Genomic DNA, 18354 nt, shown 5'->3' on the forward strand with positions numbered 1-18354 from the left:
GTTCGGAGGGAACTATGTTACAAAAATTCGGTTTCTCACAATATGAAAGCCAAGCTTATGAAGTTGTCGTATCAAGCAACGAACCACTAGATGCTACAACGATTGTGAAGCATTCTGGTGTTCCAAAAGCAAAAATATATGAAGTGCTAGCACGCCTGATCGATAAAGGGATGGTAATGGATTCTGTTTCAGAAAAGAAAAAGCTGTATACAGCATTACCACTCAAGCTAGCAATTGAAAAATTAACGACAGAATTCCAATCAAATATTAAAGAATTGGAAACAAATATATCGAAAAAATCATTTACAGATGACCGTGTGTGGAGCTTAAAAATGCAATCTTCTATTCGAGTTCAAAGTAAAGGGCTCATCGAAAGTGCAAAAGAATCGATTCGTATTTCAGCTTGGAATGATACTCTTTTAGAATACCTTCCTTTACTAGAACAAAAAGAAAAGCAAGGCGTCAAACTCGAGTCTCTTATAGTTGGAAAAGTAGAAACAGACTTAGAAAACATGCATTTTCTAATCCCAACAGAAGAACCTAACGCATTAGAGCGCTACTTGCTACTCATCGTTGACGATCGCGAAATTTTATTTGCTGGTGTAGAGCAAGAGTCATGGCAAGCGATGAAAACAATGTCACAACCTTTCGTAAAGTTCTTTACAGAATTTTTCTATCACGACGTTGCACTTGCAAAAATTACAGAAAAGCATCTGGATCTCTTCATGCAAGATGAGGAAATTAAGAGTTTGTTGAGGAAGTTAAGGTATTAATTGAATCATAAAAAGGAGTCTAGTTCTTCACCTAGACTCCTTTTTATTTTCTTCTTTTATCTCCATCAACAGCTCAATAATTTTCTCATTTTGCTCCACTTGTTTCTCTGAATTTTGATAGATGAAACGAACCCATCTAAGTGCAAGAATAATAAGGAACAACGGAATCATTGAAATTAGAAAACCAATAACCGAAAAATTCGTATACATATACATCACCTCGCTGTATACACCTTCTCCATTTCTCTCCTAATTCCTGCAATTTTTCACAAAACAAAAAAGAACCTATCAAACGATAGATTCTTCTTTTGCAAACTGAGCAGAACGTCCTCTCGTAATCGAGAAAATTGCACAAAGCAGCGCCAATATAATAAAGCCACCGCCTACCCAAGCATTATATATAACAGATGATTTTTCAATAACAACTCCGCCTACTGTTGAACCGAGCGCAATCCCTAAGTGAAGGGCAGAGTTATTTAAACTTTGCTGAATACCAGCTGATTCTGGTGCAATTTCAATTAAATAATTTTGTTGCGCTGGTGAAATAGCCCAGCTCAGCATACTCCAAAGTCCCATCATAATAATGAACAGCGGGAATGAGAATGTCATCATTGGCAATATGAAGATCGCACACGCAAATACAATAATAATTGAGATAATACTTTTCTTTGATCCCCATTTATCAGCAAGCAAGCCCCCAAGGCCGCCTCCAAGTACCGCTGCAATTCCGAAAATAAAGTAAAATACACTAATCCAATCCGCTTCAACATGCATGACATCTTTTAAGAAAGGTGTTAAATATGCATATAGTGTTAAATGACCCGTTAAAAATAAAAATGATGTTAACTGTGCACTTACGATTTTCTTATCTTTTAACGTAGCAATTTGTGCTCTTATCGATAGTACTGATGTCGGTGGTACTTTCGTTAAAAATAATGAAATACAAGCGATTGCTATAACTGTTAATACCGAAATGAGTACAAATGGTGCACGCCATCCATATGCATTTCCAAGTACAAGTCCAAGTGGTACTCCAAGTACGAGCGATCCACTAATCCCCATGAAAATGATTCCAATTGCACGCGCACGAAAATGCGGTTCTACAACGCTAGAAGCAAGTGTTACTGACAGTGCAATAATAAGCGAACCACTCGCTGCACAAACAACCCTTGAGAACATTAACATCCCGTAATTCACACTAAATGCTGAAATAATATTGCCGATTAAGAAAATTGATAATGCCCCAATGTATAATCTTTTTCTTTCAAATTTTCCAGTTACCGCTAATAAAACCGGACCTGATAAAGCAAATACTACTGAAAATATTGTGATAAGCTGACCAGCTGCACTAATAGATACTCCTAAATCATTGGCAACTAGATCGAGCGTTCCTCCTATAATTAGCTCAACCGTTCCGACTACGAAAGCCGCGATAGCTAAAATATACACACGAAAATTCAAGTCTTTCCCCACGCTTTCTATTTTGGTTACTACGACTATAGTAACCAAAATAGAAAGTGGAAGCAAGTACAATTTTTTTACAATAAAAAACAGGCGTATCATACGCCTGTCTTCTAATTATTAAACACTAGCTTTGTTTTTCTTATTTAAATACCAATACACCGGCAGTCCAGTAAAGACAATTCCGATTGATAAGAAACAACTTACTGGATCATTAATAATCGCACTTCCAAGTACAAACAATGATCCTAAAATCGCGACGATTGGTACGATTGGGAATAACGGTACACTGTATGCACGCTCTTTATTCTTATTACGTTTTCTTAAGATGAAGACACCAATAAACGTCATTACATAGAAAATATAAATAATGAATACGGAAATCTCAGATAGCTTATTCGGATCACTAATAATCATTAAAATAATTCCTAAAATGATTTCAACAGTAATCGCATTTGCTGGTGTTTTAAATCTTGGGCTTTCCTTTGCGATAAACTTAGAAAATGGAAGGTGTCCACGCTCTGCCATCGACATCGGAATACGTGGGAACGTTAAAATTTTTCCATTTAAACAACCGAAAATAGAAACGATAATACCAATACTAATAATTTTTCCGCCATATTCTCCAAGTAACATGCCCGCAGCTGTCGCTGTTGCATTTTCTCCAAGGTCTACGATTTTCGCTGCTGGTAACACATTTAATAATGCCAAGTTAATTAGTACGTAAGCAGCCGTTACAATTAAAATCCCCACTGTCATCGCTTTCGGTAATAACTTTGTTGGATTCTTCATTTCTCCGCCAATCGAAGCAAGTAGAATCCAGCCGTCATAAGCAAATAATGTTGCTAAAATTGCCATACCGATACTTTGATTTTCTGATATCGGCACAACTACATTAAAGATATCGCTATTCCCTTTCCAAAAACCTAGCACAACAATTAATACGATCGGAATCATCTTCCCAATTGTCGTAACCGTTTGGACGATACCTCCATATTTTGTTCCCATACTATTTACAACGCCAAGGAACACAACTGTTCCAATAGCAATTGGTAAATTCCATACTTTATCTAAATAGAAAAAATTAATCATTAACGAACTAAAATACAAACCTAACGTTCCGATAATAGCTGGTCCATAAACAATCGTCTGCATCCAGCCTGATAAATACCCCCAAAAACTTCCGTAAATCTCCTCTAAATACGTATACAACCCACCATTTTTCGGGATTTGCGCTCCAATTTCAGCTACTGTTAAACCACTTGCTAGCGTCAACAGACCACCAATTACCCAAGCAAGAATAGCCATATTAGAACTTCCTGAGTAATCTAATACGCTCCCTGGTTTCATAAACACACCAGATCCAATAATCGTTCCTACTACGATAGAAAGTGCTACTGTTAAACCAATTTTGTTTTTCTCATCATGATGCATGCTGCGTATCCTCCTTCCAATTCTAGTGTGATGCAAAAATGAAATAAAAAAACACTCCTCCCTAAAAAAGGGACGAGTGTTGTATTCGTGGTTCCACCCTTGTTTCAATTCGCAAAGTAACACACTTCACCAATTTCTCAAGTCTAAATAACGGTTTTTGCCGGCAAGCAATTACTAGGTATCCGTTCACTGCTGCAGTTCAGAGGTGGTAATCCATTTTTCCGTATTAGGAAGCTCACAGCCAAAGGCTTCCCTCTCTGAGAATCGTAAAAAATTGATCATGTCCTCATCATCACTTCTTGATGTCGAATTTTGTAGTTATTGTTCATTATATTGAATTGTTAGAAAAAATCAATATATTTTTTTATATAACATATGAAATATTTCTCTTCTTATATTATAACAGAAGTTACGATACTTCTCTAATTCCCTAAAAATGGTATAATCTATATAGGAGGTGCACAAATAATGATTGTTGTTTTTTGTATCATCGCTACGTTTCTTTCTGTTCTATTCGCTATCATGTACAGACACAAGTATCCTGTTTATAGCATTTTAGAGCGGTAGCTATTATACCAGCTACTTCCTTCTACGTATTAGGTAAATACCAATATACAGAAGTGTTTATCGGTTTTACAATCTTCTACTGCGTCTTTGGATACATACTAACAATGAAAAAAATTTTATTGAATCATTAAAAGGGACCGATTTCTACTAACAGAAATCGGTCCTCGCACGTACCTTCCGGTTGCCCACACGAAAGATACGACTTCACTCAATTATTTCTCATCTTTTTTCATAAAAAATTTACCCCGCATTAACAGGCAGTAAAATTTCCACCTTAAAATCCAGCGAATACAGGGATGAAGTTGGAATATTAACTGCCCGTAAAAGCCCGATTGGTTCAACTAATAATCAGTGGAAATGCACCGCTGATTAAAGTTTCACTTTATGGTGCGGAAGATCCACATTCAACGCCTCTAATTGTTTCTTTTCATTCTCTAAAATCGCTTTTGCTTTTTCTTTCGTTGCCTCATCTAATCCCGCAAACATGTCTTTATGCTTCTCTTTCTCTGGAAGTTTCACACCTAGCTTTGTTAATTCTTCTTTTGCTTGCTCATGAGTTAATTTCCCTGATTTTTCTTGTTCAAAAATTGATTTCACTTTTTCTTTCGTTGCTTCATCTAAGTCAGCAAGCATATCTTTACGCTTACCTTTCTCCGGGAATTTCACGCCTAACTTTGTTAATTCCTCCTGCGCTTGTTCACGTGTTAATTTCCCCGATTTCTCTTGCTCTAAAATCGACTTCGCTTTTTCTTTTGTTGCTTCATCTAAGTTAGCAAACATATCTCCATGCTTACCCTTTTCCGGGAACTTCACGCCTAGTTTTGTTAACTCTTCTTTTGCTTGTTCACGTGTTAATTTCCCCGATTTCTCTTGCTCTAAAATTGACTTCGCTTTTTCTTTTGTTGCTTCATCTAAATTAGCAAACATATCTCCATGCTTACCCTTCTCTGGCATTTTCACGCCTAACTTCGTTAATTCCTCTTGCGCTTGTTCACGTGTTAATTTCCCCGATTTCTCTTGCTCTAAAATTGATTTCGCTTTTTCTTTCGTTTGATCATCTAATCCCGCAAACATATCTTTACGCTTTTCTTTCTCTGGAAGCTTTACACCTAGCTCCCTTAACTGTTTCTTTGTATCGTCCATAATCGTTTTTACTTTTTGTTTTGTAGCGTCATCTAAATCTTTTTTCGCCGTTTTTGTAGACTGCTCAGCTGCTGGAGTATTCGTTGCCGCGAATGCCGGAATACCGACTCCCCCAATGATTCCGAATGATAAAGCACCTGCAATCGCTAAATACCCAACTGTTTTCTTCTTCATAGGAAATTTCCTCCTTCATATTTCTAAAGCATGTACACTTTCGTATACAATGCCTATAGTAATGTTGGTTTCTTAACATTTCCTTAACGACTTAACAAAAAAACACCGCTCATCCCGAGCGGCGTTGTTCTAAGCTTTTTGTAATTGTAATTCTTCACGTTCCATTATTCTTCTTAATACAATTGTTTGTGTCATTGTAAATAAATTACCCGTTATCCAGTACAACACAAGTCCTGATGGCGCTGCAAATCCCATAAATAGAATCATTGCTGGCATCATAATTTGCTGCATTTTCAGCATCTGTACTTGTTCTCCAGGTGTAATATTAGATTGGAAAACTTTCATCTGAATAAATGTCGTTAACGCTGCGATAATCGGTAATATATGATAAGGATCTGCATGTCCTAAGTTCACCCATAAAAATGAAGATGTGCGAATCTCTTCTGTTCGGCTAATCGCATAATACAATGCAGAGAAAATCGGCATTTGTATAAAGATTGGCCAGCAACCCGCAAGTGGATTCCAACCGCCTGATTTCATTAGTTCTGACATTTCTTTTTGATACTGCTTTTGTTTTTCAAGATCTTTACTTACATCACCGTATTTTTTCTTTAGCTTCTGCAATTCAGGTTGCATTTTTTTCATTTTTGCTTGGCTACGATATTGCGAAACAGCTAATGGAATCATTGCTGAACGAATAACGAGCGTCATAATAATGATAGCAATCCCGAAGCTAGCTCCCGGTATATGATGAGCAACAAATTGAATCATATACGAGATTGGATATACAAAATAATGGTTCCAAATCCCCGTACTATGTGAATCTATTGTGCCTGCATTACTGCAGCCAGATAAAACAAAAACAAGTAATACTGATAAACTAATGAGCGCAGCTCGGTATGATTTTAACATGTTCATTCCTCCAATGTTTCGTAATTATTTAGCGAAACATTGGTGTATATGGACCGACCTCGTCATTCTCTTCACTTGATTCTTGTCTGCGTACAGAACGAATCATTCCATATTTATAAAAAATTGAAAATAGCGTTACATTCCCTGCACTATCTTCACATGTATCAACTAGTTTGAAGGCTCTCTGTCTACCGCTCGATGCTTGCTGACGTACAAAGCGAGAAACGTTAGCAAGGAAGAAAACTTCTAATAAACAAAGCGCTGTCGTTACAAACGATATATATAGAATTGCATCCTGCAATAAAAATTCCATCGCTTCACATCCTTAATAAGGTCATTTTAGCACATTAGGCAAACATTCTCTATTTCCTTTTATCGTCAAAAAAGTATTTTGCATATTTTCTCAATAAAACTATGCTAGAAAACCGATGTATTCGCTTTCTTTAGTATATTCACACGTATCTTTGAATAGGTTTAATTTGTTAGAAATTTATAAAATTTTTGCATTATAATAAAACTATTGCCAGTTTTTGAAAAAACCTTTATTCTCTTCTTGTAATCAAAAATGAATATGGAGATGAAACATACTATGGGTCAACTAGGAGACGCCGATTACGTTCCCGACACCGCCTTTTTATCCTTCCCAGCAGCTAAAACATTTCACTTAGAATTCATCATACAGTTGGTTGTTATTTTCGTAGCTTCTATTTTGTATGCAATTTCTATGAATATGTTCTTTATCCCGCATAACATGATTAGCGGTGGATTCGCTGGTGTAGGGATGATTATCGGTTATTTAATGCATTACAATATCGGTGCACTTATCTTTTTACTAAACATTCCTCTTCTTATTTTAAGTCACTTTTACTTAGGTAAGAAGACAACCTTTTTAACAGCGTATTTTGTAGCTATATCATCGTTAGCGATGAACATTATCCCTGTACACCAAGTTTCAGACGATATTTTACTATCTTCTGTATTCGGTGGTGTAATCTGCGGAGCAGCTTCCGGAATCATATTCCGATTTGCTTCTTCAACAGGTGGCTTTGATGTTGTTGGATTGATTGTAGCAAAACATCGAGATATTTCGATTGGAGCAATCATCTTTGGATTCAACTTAATCTTACTTGTTGCAGCAGGATTTATTTTCGGATGGGATATTACGCTTTATACGTTAATTAGCCGGTTTGTAGTCAGTAAAGTAATTGATGCCGTGCATACGAAACATATTAAATTAACGATAATGACAGTTACAGAAAAAGGCGAGGAAATAAAAAGCGCACTATTACATCACGGCATACGCGGAGTGACAATGGTAGATGCTGTCGGCGGCTATACAAACCATAAGAAAAAAATGATTTACACCGTCGTGACTCGCTATGAGTTAGGCGAAATGAAACGTATTATCCGTCAAGTGGATAACAAAGCATTTATGAACATTACTGAAACAGTTGAAATTGTCGGCCGTTTCAAACGCATATAAAAAAGGTTAATACATTAAAGGGCATAACATATTAGTCATATATAATATGTTATGCCCTTTGTTATTCAACTAACGCACCCTTTAGCATAATAAAATCACAAAGTTTATTACTACAAATCAGAGGATAGCATTCCATATACAATACTATCTGTCCATTCATTTTTATTCCAAAAATCTTGTATGAAATGTGCTTCCTTTCTCATGCCTATTCGTTCACACAATTTTTTTGAAGCTGTATTACGTGCATCAAGATTAGCTTGTATACGATGTACATTACATTCATTAAATAATTTAAATACCAAACTATTTACTGCTTCTGTTGCCAAACCTCTCCCAGCTACTTCATTTGAAAAACTATAACCAATCTCAACAGTATCTTTCATATTTGTGTACCATACGGATAAATCACCAACTACTTTAGTCTTGTAAATAACTGCCAAACTTAATATTGATTCTTTAGTAAGTACATTGTTTGCTAGCTTCTTATCAAATCTTTTCTGCATGTCTTCATGAGTCCACTTATTATGTAATAGGAACTTACATGTATCATCACTATTGTAAATAGCAAATACATCCTGTAAATCCGTACTTTTAAAAGGTCTAATTATTAATCTTTCTGTTGTGATCTCCAAGTTAGCTCTCCTCCCTTACATTCATGCTACAAAACATTTTTTATAGTATTTAAGTCCCCTTCTTATATCTCACCCTGATTACATATTTCATCATAATACATTAAAATCCTTCTTCCGCTAAACTGCACCGTTAATGGTATTTCCTTGCGTTTTTTATTTTTTACACTTATTACAAAATCAGATAATTCTATTATTGTGACACTAAATGTGTTATAATGAAAGCAGACTCACAAAAAAAGAGTATATAGACTTGGAAGTTTCTCTTATTTTACAAGCAAAAAGAAACGAGCAGTCGGGTATATTTCAAACACCATACACGTAACGGTTTAAACAACCGATCACTCTTCAATGATCTTTTTATAAAAAAGATACGTACAACTAAAATTCACTTCAATATACTATACCTACCTTTTTGACTTCCAAATCATCTTATTACATAAGGAGATGAACATATGAATCAATATATAAGATATACAATAGCTGTCCTGTTTGCTATTATCGGCGGAACAATCTGCTTCTGGACAAACACTCAGCTTGGAGAGAATATTATTTTTAATGGAATCGAAACACTTGTAAGCGCTTCAATTTTAGGTGGATACATTTACTTCCTCTTCAATCCAGAAGAAAATGCGCAAAAAACAATGTTATTAACAATGATCGGAATCGTTGGTGGATGTATTTCCTACTCAATGACTAACTATACATTACCACTTCAATTAAGCTCAGCTTTCTTCCACGGTCTATGGACTTGGTTCATTGCATTCTGCCTAGCAGACGTATTCAACCTATTACAAGACAATGAAGAAGAAAACGGTCGCCAAATTGAAAGTAACTCGTAAGCTGGAAGATATTCTTCCAGCTTTTTTTATGTTGTTTTGCAGATCCCGTCACCACAATAAAAAGAAGCTACCCCACGGTAACTTCTTTTCCACATACCCCACTTCGTATTCACTTAAATATATCAACGAGTTTTCAAATATATCGTTCATTTCTCCACTTATATCAGCGATTTTTTCATTATATCGACGCTTCGACACTCAAAACGCACAACATACCCTATCCCCCAAGCAACTTACTGCCGAACTCTACGATTAAAAAGATAATTAATAGTATCGCGAGTATCTTTAATGCTACATATGCCACTTTAAAAACAACATAAATGAGCAAGACTATCAAAATAATCGATAAAATTTCCATATTTACTTCCTCCAAGCTTTGCTCTTCTTATCTCATTTTACTCGCACCAGGCTATTTATGGAACGGCATAAGATGACATATAAAAAAGAGGATACCTCACCCATCGTAAGATACCCTCACCTTCAACTGCTCCAACCATTCTCTTTCTAATTGTAAATATCCTATCTCACTCTTCTCGGCACTCTTTAATTCTTTATCCGCTTTTCTCATATAAGTGCGGGACGCTTCCCTGTCGCCCTCTAAATATTTAACAATTCCTTGTGTGCGATAATACCCATGTAAGTCTATTTTTGTAATGGCCTTCCCATGTTCCTTCGCTTCTTGCAGAGAAAAACTATCCATCTGATAAAGAGCTTTGTATAAAAGATACCAACTATGAAAACTACTAACGAAATATTTATTTTCCTTCGTTACAGGTAATTGAACAATTGGCTCTATATATGGTATCGCTCTTTCCATTCCTTCTTGATCAGCTCTAGAATAAAAAACGAGCATAAGTCCGCTCATTATATCTCTTATACTTTTATCCTCTTTTAATTTTTCCTCACTAAGTTCTATTAATCTCTTATCCCAATCTTCCGGCCTCTTATAACTAAATAACTCACTTGATACTTGAATATTATATACATGCTGCTTCGCCTTTTCATCATCTTTAATTAAAATAAGAAATTGCATACCATCGCTCATAAGCGTTCCTTTTATCGGTACGATTGTAACCGCAAAAATTATAAAATGGAAAACAGAAAAATATAACAGATATTGATAATAACTCACCATGTATATGTAACCAAAAGTAATACCAAATAGTAAACTTGTAATTGGTCCACCTAAAGTCATCCATGCCCATTTTTTCGAAAGGTTCGGTGTTACTATAGAAGGCGGTATTAACATTGCCACGCCTCCGAAGTACGCCCATAATTTATTTTCTCGAATACGTACTTTCCCCTTCTCTTTTTGAACAGTAATAGGCCCTACTGTCATAAATTTAAATGTCAAACCACCTATTATGCCGAATATGACATGTCCTAACTCATGAATGATCACCACTAACAGAAAAATAGCCAATAATGCCCATATATCCAACATTACTTCTAATTTCTCAGTTCGGATTACTCCGTATAAAATGGACAAAACTAACGCCACCGTCATAGAACCAGCTGGCCTTCTTAAAATATCCACCTTTTTCTCCCCTTAATAAATCATTTTTCTCTGCATTTCGTACATGAATTTTCCAAGATGCAATATCCAAATAAATGAGATTAAGCCAATTAATACAAAATCGATATCACTAGCCGCTGTATATATAACGGCAGCCCACCATACATATGCCAATATTGTATTCGTAAATTCATACGCTTTATATCCAGCCTCATGCACAATATGTTTTAATCCTTCGTCTGCGTTTTTCGTCCACATTTTCATAGATTCCATATATGTTACACCTTGTTCAGGATATAGCTTATTATAATGATTTTTTGTTATGAGCCCGCTAATCACTACAGTGGTTAAACAAACAATAGAAGCTACTAAATTCCACACTGCAAATGAAACATTTGTATCCTGTAACAGTGCACGTCTACATGCAATAACCGCATATACAAACCATGCCTGCGTAACTATATCACCTACACGTAAATATATACTTATAATGCCTAATTTTCTGCCTTGTACGCTCTCTTCCTCATCGCGAGCCTCCGCTAACATACGTGTATTCTTCCAAGTGTAATACATCATTAAGATTCCAAAAATAGTACATACACCTATAAATGTATTAGATGATAATTTTCTCGGTTCATCCGAGAGTAAATTTAAAGCTACATACGTTGTTAAAAAGCCACCCATCATGCTTAATGATATTTTCCCCACAAAATCAAATTGTTTTTTTCGTTTACTCTTCATCGTCCTCTTCCCCCTCCACTAACATAAATATTTCCTCCACCGGTACATTGAAAATTTGTGCGATTTTTAACGACAATACAATAGATGGTGCATAATCCCCGCGTTCAATTAAACTAATTGTTTGCCTCGATGATCCAATCGCTTTCCCTAAATCCCCTTGTGATACACGATGCTTTGCTCGCAATTCCCTCACTCGATTTTGAAGCTTCATGTCTTCCCTCTTTTTCATTTATTTAATTAAAATTGTAAATAATATCCTTATTGTTGTCAATTATAATTGTCATTTTGACGTTAATAATTGACAAAAATAAAGATGTATTATGATGAAAATAACTTATATAATGAATGTGAAATATTAAACAAAGGAGATTCCATATGAAGAAAACATCTACCTTTTCTTACATTTTTACCAAACTTACAGCGGCTTTTTTGTTATTATTACTTATTAGCACGCTTCTCTTAACAACTAGTCAACAAACATTATATAGTTTCTTAGCTGGATTACGAGAACTACTATATGTTCCCTTCGTTCCTATTCTTGCGGCATATGCAATTTTTTGTTCTATTTGCATCGATAAATTGAAATTAAAAACACATACAAGACTGAAGACATTGTGCCTTTATATTTTTTGCGGCTATTTATTTTCTCTTCCATTCCTAATATTTAAAGAAGCTAGTCTAATACAGTTCTTATTTCTCGGATCAATTGGAGCAATATGTTCTCTTTTTTTCTATTTATGTACAGTTATAGCAACAAAATTTAAGTGGATACAATATGTCGTGCCAGGCATTATGCTTATTATATTTATCACAATCAACTTAATAGATATAGAAAAGTTTGGAACATCAAAAGAACAATGGGTCGAAACAAAAACAGATAACTCTTTCGAAGCATCTTTTCAACATTTTAATGGTAAACATAAAGTCCCCATTAAACTAAAACGAGGGGACATATTAGAATTCACGATTGAATCACGAGCTGAAAATCCAAATGGCTACATGGGGGATATCAAAATGGCTAGTGAATTTCAAGAGGAAGAAAATTATTTAGCTTCAAACGGTCCTAATACATACCATTTCGCTGCAATTAAGACCGGAACGTATTACATTATAGTTAGTGGAAACCAGTTAAAAGGAAAGTTGAAAATAAATTGGAACATAAAATAAAAAAGGCAGTGCATCTGCACTGCCTTCCTAAATTTTGACATAGAATGGATTTCATATTAACTTGCGTTTTGTAAGAATGCTCGTTTTAACTGTTTGCGGAAACGAACTCCTAACGTAACTACTACAATCACAAGCACTCCAAAAATGATTTTACCGATATGACCTTCTAACACTCCAAAAATATCATGTAAGTTGCCACCTAACCAGTAACCACCGATTAAGAAGAATGATACCCAAAATAGAGCACCTGAGTAAATTGTAATTGCAAAGCGACGGAATGGTAAGTTAATAATTCCTGCAAAGTATCCTGTAAAATGACGTACACCAGGAATAAAGAAACCGATAAAAATCAGGAAGTATCCATACTTATCAAACCACATTCTTGTTAAGTCGATTTTTCTTTGTGTTAAAAATACGTATTTCCCATACTTTTGAATAAAGGGCATACCTAATTTATTTCCTAAAAAGTATTGAATTGTCATTCCTACACTTGTCCCAATAAAGGATAGGATAATTAAGATCGGTAAACTTAAATCACCCTTCTGTGCTAAAAATCCCGCATATGCTAACGTCGGTTCTCCCGGAAACGGAAGTGCAATATATTCTAACAGCAAACCAACAAGTACAACATAGTACCCGTACTGCTGAAATAATTCATGAACCCATTCCATGTCATCTCTCCTTTCAATCACGTACAACTTCTTACCATTATTGTATAAAAAAATTGTCGAAATAACTATCACAATAGCTTACATTTTTATTACATTTTTGTAAGGCTCACACTAAAGTTTTCCGTTCATTATTTGCTGCTAACCATTATCGTTTTAAAACGAGCTAACAACTATATATCGGACGATACAAAGGCACTAATATACATTTTTTATCCATTTTTTAACACTTAGAAATCACCTTATTTTGTTCTCAATAAAAAACCACCACAAACTCATACTAACTTCATATTAGCTACATATACATATTGTAAGATTATATCGGAATTTGTTGAAAAATTTAACTAATATATGACTAAACATTATTTTGAATAAATATAAATCGCTTTTCGAAATTGAAAAAAGGGTGAATAAGAAATGGAAGCTTATAAAATGCATGATTTTATTAATACAAATATTGAATCTCATCAAAATGAAACCGTTTTTAATTTGCACATATGCGAAACAAGTGAATTTGACGTAAGTTTAACAAAATCTACAACACTGTCTTTTATCGTTTCAAAAAAGAACATTAAGATTGTTACGAAAAAATGGATTAATTCAAATCAAGAAAGCATGATTGGCAAAAGTTACATCATTCCAACGAAAGCTTTCCACTATTTCTTACCAATTATTTCTGAAACTGAAGATGAATTAAATATTCAAGTTCAAAGTTTTGGACTACATGGGGAACTTTTACTAAATGAAAGATTACTTATTGATAAAAACAACAAACATAATACCAAAATTACTAGTTTCTTTGAAACATTAGATGAGAATGTAAATCAAACATTACGAGGATTACAAGTTCATTGTATGTAAGACTATTACAATAGTAAAAGGAGAATAATGATGAAAAAATTATTATTAAGCGCCCTATTATCATTAGGATTTTTAAGTATCCCGTTTACAGCTGCGGAGGCAGCTACAACGAAAGATCAACTGGTTATAAACACGCAGTTAAATAAAATGGATTATTATCAAAACGGAAAATTTATAAAGAGTTTTACTGTCGCTACTGGAAAAGCAGGTACACCTACACCTAAAGGTACTTTTCAAATCGTTAATAAAATTAAAAACCGTCCTTACTATACAGGAAAAATTAAAGGCGGCGACCCACGTAATCCACTTGGTGACCGTTGGCTAGGCTTAAATATGGCTGGAACTTACGGAACAACTTATGCAATTCATGGTACGAACAATAATCAGGCAATCGGCAAGTGGACAACACTAGGTTGTATTCGTATGTATAACAATGATATACACTGGTTATTTGAGCGTATTCCACAGCAGGCTACTGTCACTGTAAAATAACCTAACAACACGATTTACCCGTAGCCAAGAATTTTATGTCTTGGCTTATTTTATTTCTTCATTTACAGTAGCAAAACAACTGTATTTACATATATAATGGAATAGATTGTACAAGCAACTTCAAAACATTGATAAACATGGATATTAAAATTATACAGTTATAATATTTTATAAATTTTACGATACATACTATAATAGAATTACTGTAATTCTGAAATATTCAGTTTCGCTAAAACAACTCCCCTTGCTACTTTCATGATTATTTTATAGCGGGGGCTTATTATATGTATAAACAATCTGAGTCATTCAAAAATGATGAATTCGAATATTGCAGTAAAAAGCGTTATTTAGGAGGTGTTACTATGACGCATATACTGGTGATTGAAGACAACCCAGATATACAAGAACTGATTCGTGAATTTCTAATGGCACAAAGCTTTACCGTTGATGTCGTTGGCGCTGGAACAGAAGGTATACTTCTTTTCCAAAAAAATTCATACGATCTTGTCCTCCTTGATGTGATGTTACCAGATATAGATGGCTATAGTATTTGTAAAATTATGCGAGGACAATCTGATGTACCGATTATTATGTTAACAGGCTTACATAATGAAGAAAGTGAAATTAAAGGATTTGAATTAGGTATTGATGACTATATTACGAAACCGTTCCATTACACCGTATTTATTAAACGTGTAGAAGCTGTATTAAGAAGGGCAGCAACGAAGGAAGCAGAAACTGCAACTATACTACAATTCCGTGAATTGATGTTAAATTCTACAGCATATGCCGCTTATGTTCATGGTAATCAAATTGAATTAACAACAAAGGAATTTGAAATTATTTATACTTTACTGCAAAATCGGGGAAAAGTATTATCAAGAAGTGATTTGCTGAATAAGGTATGGGGCTATGAACATTATGGTGATGTAAGAGTTATAGATACACATATTAAAAACTTAAGAAAAAAATTAGGGATTCCTTATATTAAAACGGTGAAAGGCATTGGCTACAAAATCGAATCGTAGCACAGACAACATCACCAAAAATATTTTCATCAAAACCTTATTGTTTTGTATTCTTTTATCACTTTGTCTTTATCAAATTATTTATTTTCTAGCTTCAAACTATGATAAAGAACGTTTTGCAAAAGAAAATGGAGCGCTGTCTACAGAACAAGCGGATTCAGACAAACAAAACGACCAAAGTAAAATGAATCAAAATAAAGCTGTATCACAGGGAGACATTTTTAATTTCCAATCTTCTATTATAGATTATAAATCACTCTCTACAGCTATCAATCACCTTTTGCAGCCTAGCCAAACTGCAAAAGCAAAAGAACATGCTCAAAATATTCCGAGGAAAAATAGCACTTCTGCTCCACTTACAGAAACGGAAAAGCAAGTCGCTACTAATGATGCCTTACATAAACAAAATGCAGCAAGTAAACCAAATGATGCACAAGATGATCCAAAATTAACAGATGCACTGCAGCAGTTAGCTCCAAATATTGGCGCGACAATGCTTGCATTATCTTTGCTCGGATCTTTAATTTATGCAAAACTAATTGCTAAACCTTTTCAATTTATGAGTGATGCTTTAAAAGATATTATGAATCTTGATTTCTCAGATAAAAAGCTACTTAACAAAAATACTGATCAAACAGATTTTAATTTACAAGTAGCTGCTTCACAAGTACCAAATATTGTGAAGAATTTACATACAAGCAATCAAGATTTAAGAAATGAACTCAAAAAGGAGCAACAATTAGAACAATCTCGTAAAGAATTTATGTCTATGGTTTCCCATGAATTAAAAACACCAATTGCAGCCGTTATGGGACAACTAGATGGCATGATTCACGGAATTGGAGCTTATAAAGATAGAGATAAATATTTAAAACGTTCCTATGAAATGATGCAAGACATTAACATATTAACGGAAAAAATGTCGGAATTATCCAAAATACAAAACCCTCAATTTAAACCTGATTTAAAAGTTATCTCACTAACTAATATTATTGAAGATGTTATGAAGAAAGTTGATTATTTCGTATCTGTAAAGCAATTAAATGTTCAATCTAACATTAAACAAGATGTACAGGTTTTAGCTGATCCTAAATTTATTCAAACTGCTATTTTTAACATTATTTCAAATGCAATTCATTATACAATTGACCATCAGCATGTATATATAAAGCTTTATGAAAAGCCTAACGGTTACGCATTAGAAGTATTAAATACAGGTTCACAAATAGATGAGGATAAACTTGCCCATCTATTTGAGCCATTCTATCGCGCAAACCCTGACAAACATGGCTTAGTACAAGGTAGTGGTCTTGGGTTATACATTGTAAAACAAATACTAGATAAACATCAATTTCCTTATGGGATACAAAACACGCCTCAAGGTGTAAAATGTTCTATTGTATTCCCAAAAGCAATGTAAAAATCTACTACAATTTCATATCCCAAATTCATACTTCGTATGAGTGGCGGAATTTTGTAGAGTATCTTACTCTGTTTCGTTCGCCCGTTATCCTTATTTGGATAGCGGGCGTTTTTTATTATTTAAAAGGAGGATTTTCATGGAAAAATTTAAGTATTCATTACTTGTTTTATTCGGAGCTTGTAGCTACGGCGTACTTTCAACTATTTTCAAACTCGGATTCATTGATGGATTTTCAGCACATCAACTATTAGGGGGACAATATGTCTTCGGATGGATCGGGCTTCTTCTGCTCGTTCTTTTCGTTTCACGTCATAAAGTAACAAAAAAGCAATTCTTTTCCTTACTAACAGTCGGTACAACAATGAGTATGACTGGTATCTTCTACGCTATTTCTGTAGAAGAATTACCCGCATCTATCGCTGTTGTCCTACTTTTCCAGTTCACATGGATTGGTGTATTCATTGAAGCAATCGCAAATCGAACATTTCCAAGCCGCGATAAGATCATATCTATCCTTATTTTATTTGCTGGTACATTGTTTGCAGGTGGTGTATTTGAAGGCCTCGGACAAAGTTTTTCTACGAAAGGGATTATCTTTGGACTATTAGCCGCTGTTTCTTTTTCATTCTATGTTTTTGCAAGTGGGCGCGTTGCTACAGAAGTTCCGCCTTATACGAAAAGCTTTCTTATGACAACAAGTGCTACTCTTATCGTATGCCTATTCTTCCCGCCAACCTTTTTAACGGATGGTGCCCTGCAAGCGGGTCTTTGGAAATATGCTTTCTTCCTCGGATTGTTCGGTGTTGTCGTACCCGTCATTTGTTTTTCAATTGGCGTACCGAAAGTAGGAACAGGACTTAGTACAATACTAGGAGCAGCTGAATTACCAACGGCCATTATCGCTTCTATTACACTTGTGCATGAAGTCGTAACATTCATGCAGTGGATTGGAATAATCTTTATACTACTTGGGATTTTCACCCCTCAGCTACTTACAGCTAGGAAAGAAAAGAAACATAGTAGCGTGCATAGTGCGTGAA

At 34.7% G+C, this 18354-nt stretch carries 21 protein-coding genes, 1 pseudogene and 1 other annotated feature; of the genes and pseudogenes, 10 read left to right on the plus strand and 12 right to left on the minus strand.

Annotation, left to right across the window (positions count from 1 at the left end; all coding sequences use genetic code 11):
• Window positions 1-14 precede the first annotated feature (14 nt).
• Complete coding sequence (locus KZZ19_RS24665) at window positions 15-773, plus strand: TrmB family transcriptional regulator (protein ID WP_088098290.1); 759 nt, start codon at window positions 15-17, stop codon at window positions 771-773.
• A 27-nt stretch (window positions 774-800) separates the two neighbouring features.
• On the opposite strand, the gene KZZ19_RS24670 is transcribed toward KZZ19_RS24665, so the two are convergent.
• From KZZ19_RS24670 to KZZ19_RS24680, 3 genes are all read right to left on the minus strand, one after another.
• Complete coding sequence (locus tag KZZ19_RS24670) at window positions 801-983, minus strand: hypothetical protein (protein ID WP_237982862.1); 183 nt, start codon at window positions 981-983, stop codon at window positions 801-803.
• Between the two features lie 78 nt (window positions 984-1061).
• A complete protein-coding gene (locus KZZ19_RS24675) occupies window positions 1062-2246 on the minus strand; it encodes an MFS transporter (RefSeq protein ID WP_226545840.1) in 1185 nt (394 codons plus the stop codon).
• Window positions 2247-2354: 108 nt separating this feature from the next.
• Entirely contained in the window at window positions 2355-3668 is a 1314-nt protein-coding gene (locus KZZ19_RS24680; RefSeq protein ID WP_088098292.1) for an APC family permease, read from the minus strand.
• A 65-nt stretch (window positions 3669-3733) separates the two neighbouring features.
• Window positions 3734-3970: a binding site (T-box leader), on the minus strand.
• A gap of 166 nt (window positions 3971-4136) precedes the next feature.
• Here KZZ19_RS24680 and KZZ19_RS24685 point away from each other — a divergent pair.
• Window positions 4137-4366 (plus strand): annotated as a pseudogene (locus KZZ19_RS24685) (hypothetical protein).
• A 238-nt stretch (window positions 4367-4604) separates the two neighbouring features.
• Here KZZ19_RS24685 and KZZ19_RS24690 read toward each other — a convergent pair.
• The 3 genes from KZZ19_RS24690 to KZZ19_RS24700 form a co-directional block, all read right to left on the minus strand.
• A complete protein-coding gene (locus tag KZZ19_RS24690) occupies window positions 4605-5552 on the minus strand; it encodes a hypothetical protein (RefSeq protein ID WP_348638015.1) in 948 nt (315 codons plus the stop codon).
• Window positions 5553-5681: 129 nt separating this feature from the next.
• Window positions 5682-6464, minus strand: coding sequence for a membrane protein insertase YidC (locus KZZ19_RS24695; protein WP_088098295.1), 783 nt, complete (start codon window positions 6462-6464; stop codon window positions 5682-5684).
• Window positions 6465-6492: 28 nt separating this feature from the next.
• Window positions 6493-6777 carry a hypothetical protein gene (locus tag KZZ19_RS24700; protein WP_087982921.1) on the minus strand — a complete coding sequence of 95 codons (285 nt, stop codon included), beginning with the start codon at window positions 6775-6777 and terminating at the stop codon, window positions 6493-6495.
• 276 nt (window positions 6778-7053) lie between these two features.
• Here KZZ19_RS24700 and KZZ19_RS24705 point away from each other — a divergent pair, with 276 nt between their 5' ends.
• Window positions 7054-7947, plus strand: coding sequence for a YitT family protein (locus KZZ19_RS24705; protein WP_000530033.1), 894 nt, complete (start codon window positions 7054-7056; stop codon window positions 7945-7947).
• Window positions 7948-8057: 110 nt separating this feature from the next.
• Here KZZ19_RS24705 and KZZ19_RS24710 read toward each other — a convergent pair whose 3' ends face one another.
• Complete coding sequence (locus tag KZZ19_RS24710) at window positions 8058-8579, minus strand: GNAT family N-acetyltransferase (protein WP_088098296.1); 522 nt, start codon at window positions 8577-8579, stop codon at window positions 8058-8060.
• Window positions 8580-9031: 452 nt separating this feature from the next.
• On the opposite strand from KZZ19_RS24710, the gene KZZ19_RS24715 reads away from it, so the two are divergent.
• Window positions 9032-9418, plus strand: a complete 387-nt coding sequence (locus KZZ19_RS24715) for a DUF3938 domain-containing protein (protein ID WP_001077775.1) — start codon at window positions 9032-9034, stop codon at window positions 9416-9418.
• Window positions 9419-9635: 217 nt separating this feature from the next.
• Here the strand turns inward: KZZ19_RS24715 and KZZ19_RS24720 are convergent, their stop codons facing one another.
• The 4 genes from KZZ19_RS24720 to KZZ19_RS24735 form a co-directional block, all read right to left on the minus strand.
• Window positions 9636-9776 (minus strand): DUF3985 family protein, encoded by a 141-nt coding sequence (locus KZZ19_RS24720; RefSeq protein ID WP_000404758.1) that lies wholly within the window; start codon window positions 9774-9776, stop codon window positions 9636-9638.
• A 96-nt stretch (window positions 9777-9872) separates the two neighbouring features.
• Window positions 9873-10925: a site-2 protease family protein gene (locus KZZ19_RS24725; RefSeq protein WP_237981333.1), complete on the minus strand. Its 1053-nt coding sequence runs from the start codon at window positions 10923-10925 to the stop codon at window positions 9873-9875.
• A 42-nt stretch (window positions 10926-10967) separates the two neighbouring features.
• Window positions 10968-11675 carry a DUF3169 family protein gene (locus KZZ19_RS24730; RefSeq protein WP_237981328.1) on the minus strand — a complete coding sequence of 236 codons (708 nt, stop codon included), beginning with the start codon at window positions 11673-11675 and terminating at the stop codon, window positions 10968-10970.
• Window positions 11665-11886 (minus strand): helix-turn-helix transcriptional regulator, encoded by a 222-nt coding sequence (locus KZZ19_RS24735; protein WP_237981327.1) that lies wholly within the window; start codon window positions 11884-11886, stop codon window positions 11665-11667. The genes KZZ19_RS24730 and KZZ19_RS24735 overlap by 11 nt, the downstream gene beginning before the upstream one ends.
• Before the next feature lie 164 nt (window positions 11887-12050).
• Between KZZ19_RS24735 and KZZ19_RS24740 the strand changes: the two genes are divergently transcribed.
• Window positions 12051-12842 (plus strand): hypothetical protein, encoded by a 792-nt coding sequence (locus tag KZZ19_RS24740; protein ID WP_237981326.1) that lies wholly within the window; start codon window positions 12051-12053, stop codon window positions 12840-12842.
• Between the two features lie 56 nt (window positions 12843-12898).
• Here the strand turns inward: KZZ19_RS24740 and KZZ19_RS24745 are convergent, their stop codons facing one another.
• A complete protein-coding gene (locus tag KZZ19_RS24745; RefSeq protein ID WP_088098299.1) occupies window positions 12899-13513 on the minus strand; it encodes a DedA family protein in 615 nt (204 codons plus the stop codon).
• A gap of 414 nt (window positions 13514-13927) precedes the next feature.
• Here KZZ19_RS24745 and KZZ19_RS24750 point away from each other — a divergent pair, with 414 nt between their 5' ends.
• The 5 genes from KZZ19_RS24750 to KZZ19_RS24770 all read left to right on the plus strand — a co-directional run bounded on the left by KZZ19_RS24750 (window position 13928) and on the right by KZZ19_RS24770 (window position 18353).
• Window positions 13928-14371, plus strand: a complete 444-nt coding sequence (locus KZZ19_RS24750; RefSeq protein ID WP_237981325.1) for a DUF3978 family protein — start codon at window positions 13928-13930, stop codon at window positions 14369-14371.
• Between the two features lie 30 nt (window positions 14372-14401).
• Window positions 14402-14863, plus strand: coding sequence for a L,D-transpeptidase (locus KZZ19_RS24755; RefSeq protein ID WP_237981324.1), 462 nt, complete (start codon window positions 14402-14404; stop codon window positions 14861-14863).
• Between the two features lie 362 nt (window positions 14864-15225).
• Entirely contained in the window at window positions 15226-15891 is a 666-nt protein-coding gene (locus tag KZZ19_RS24760; protein WP_088098302.1) for a response regulator transcription factor, read from the plus strand.
• Window positions 15869-17311, plus strand: coding sequence for a sensor histidine kinase (locus KZZ19_RS24765; protein ID WP_237981323.1), 1443 nt, complete (start codon window positions 15869-15871; stop codon window positions 17309-17311). Before KZZ19_RS24760 ends, KZZ19_RS24765 begins: the two co-directional genes overlap by 23 nt.
• A 139-nt stretch (window positions 17312-17450) precedes the next feature.
• Window positions 17451-18353 (plus strand): EamA family transporter, encoded by a 903-nt coding sequence (locus tag KZZ19_RS24770; RefSeq protein WP_237981322.1) that lies wholly within the window; start codon window positions 17451-17453, stop codon window positions 18351-18353.
• The last annotated feature ends 1 nt before the right edge of the window (window position 18354 follow it).

It is taken from the genome of Bacillus thuringiensis (assembly GCF_022095615.2).
GTDB lineage: Bacteria > Bacillota > Bacilli > Bacillales > Bacillaceae_G > Bacillus_A > Bacillus_A cereus_AG.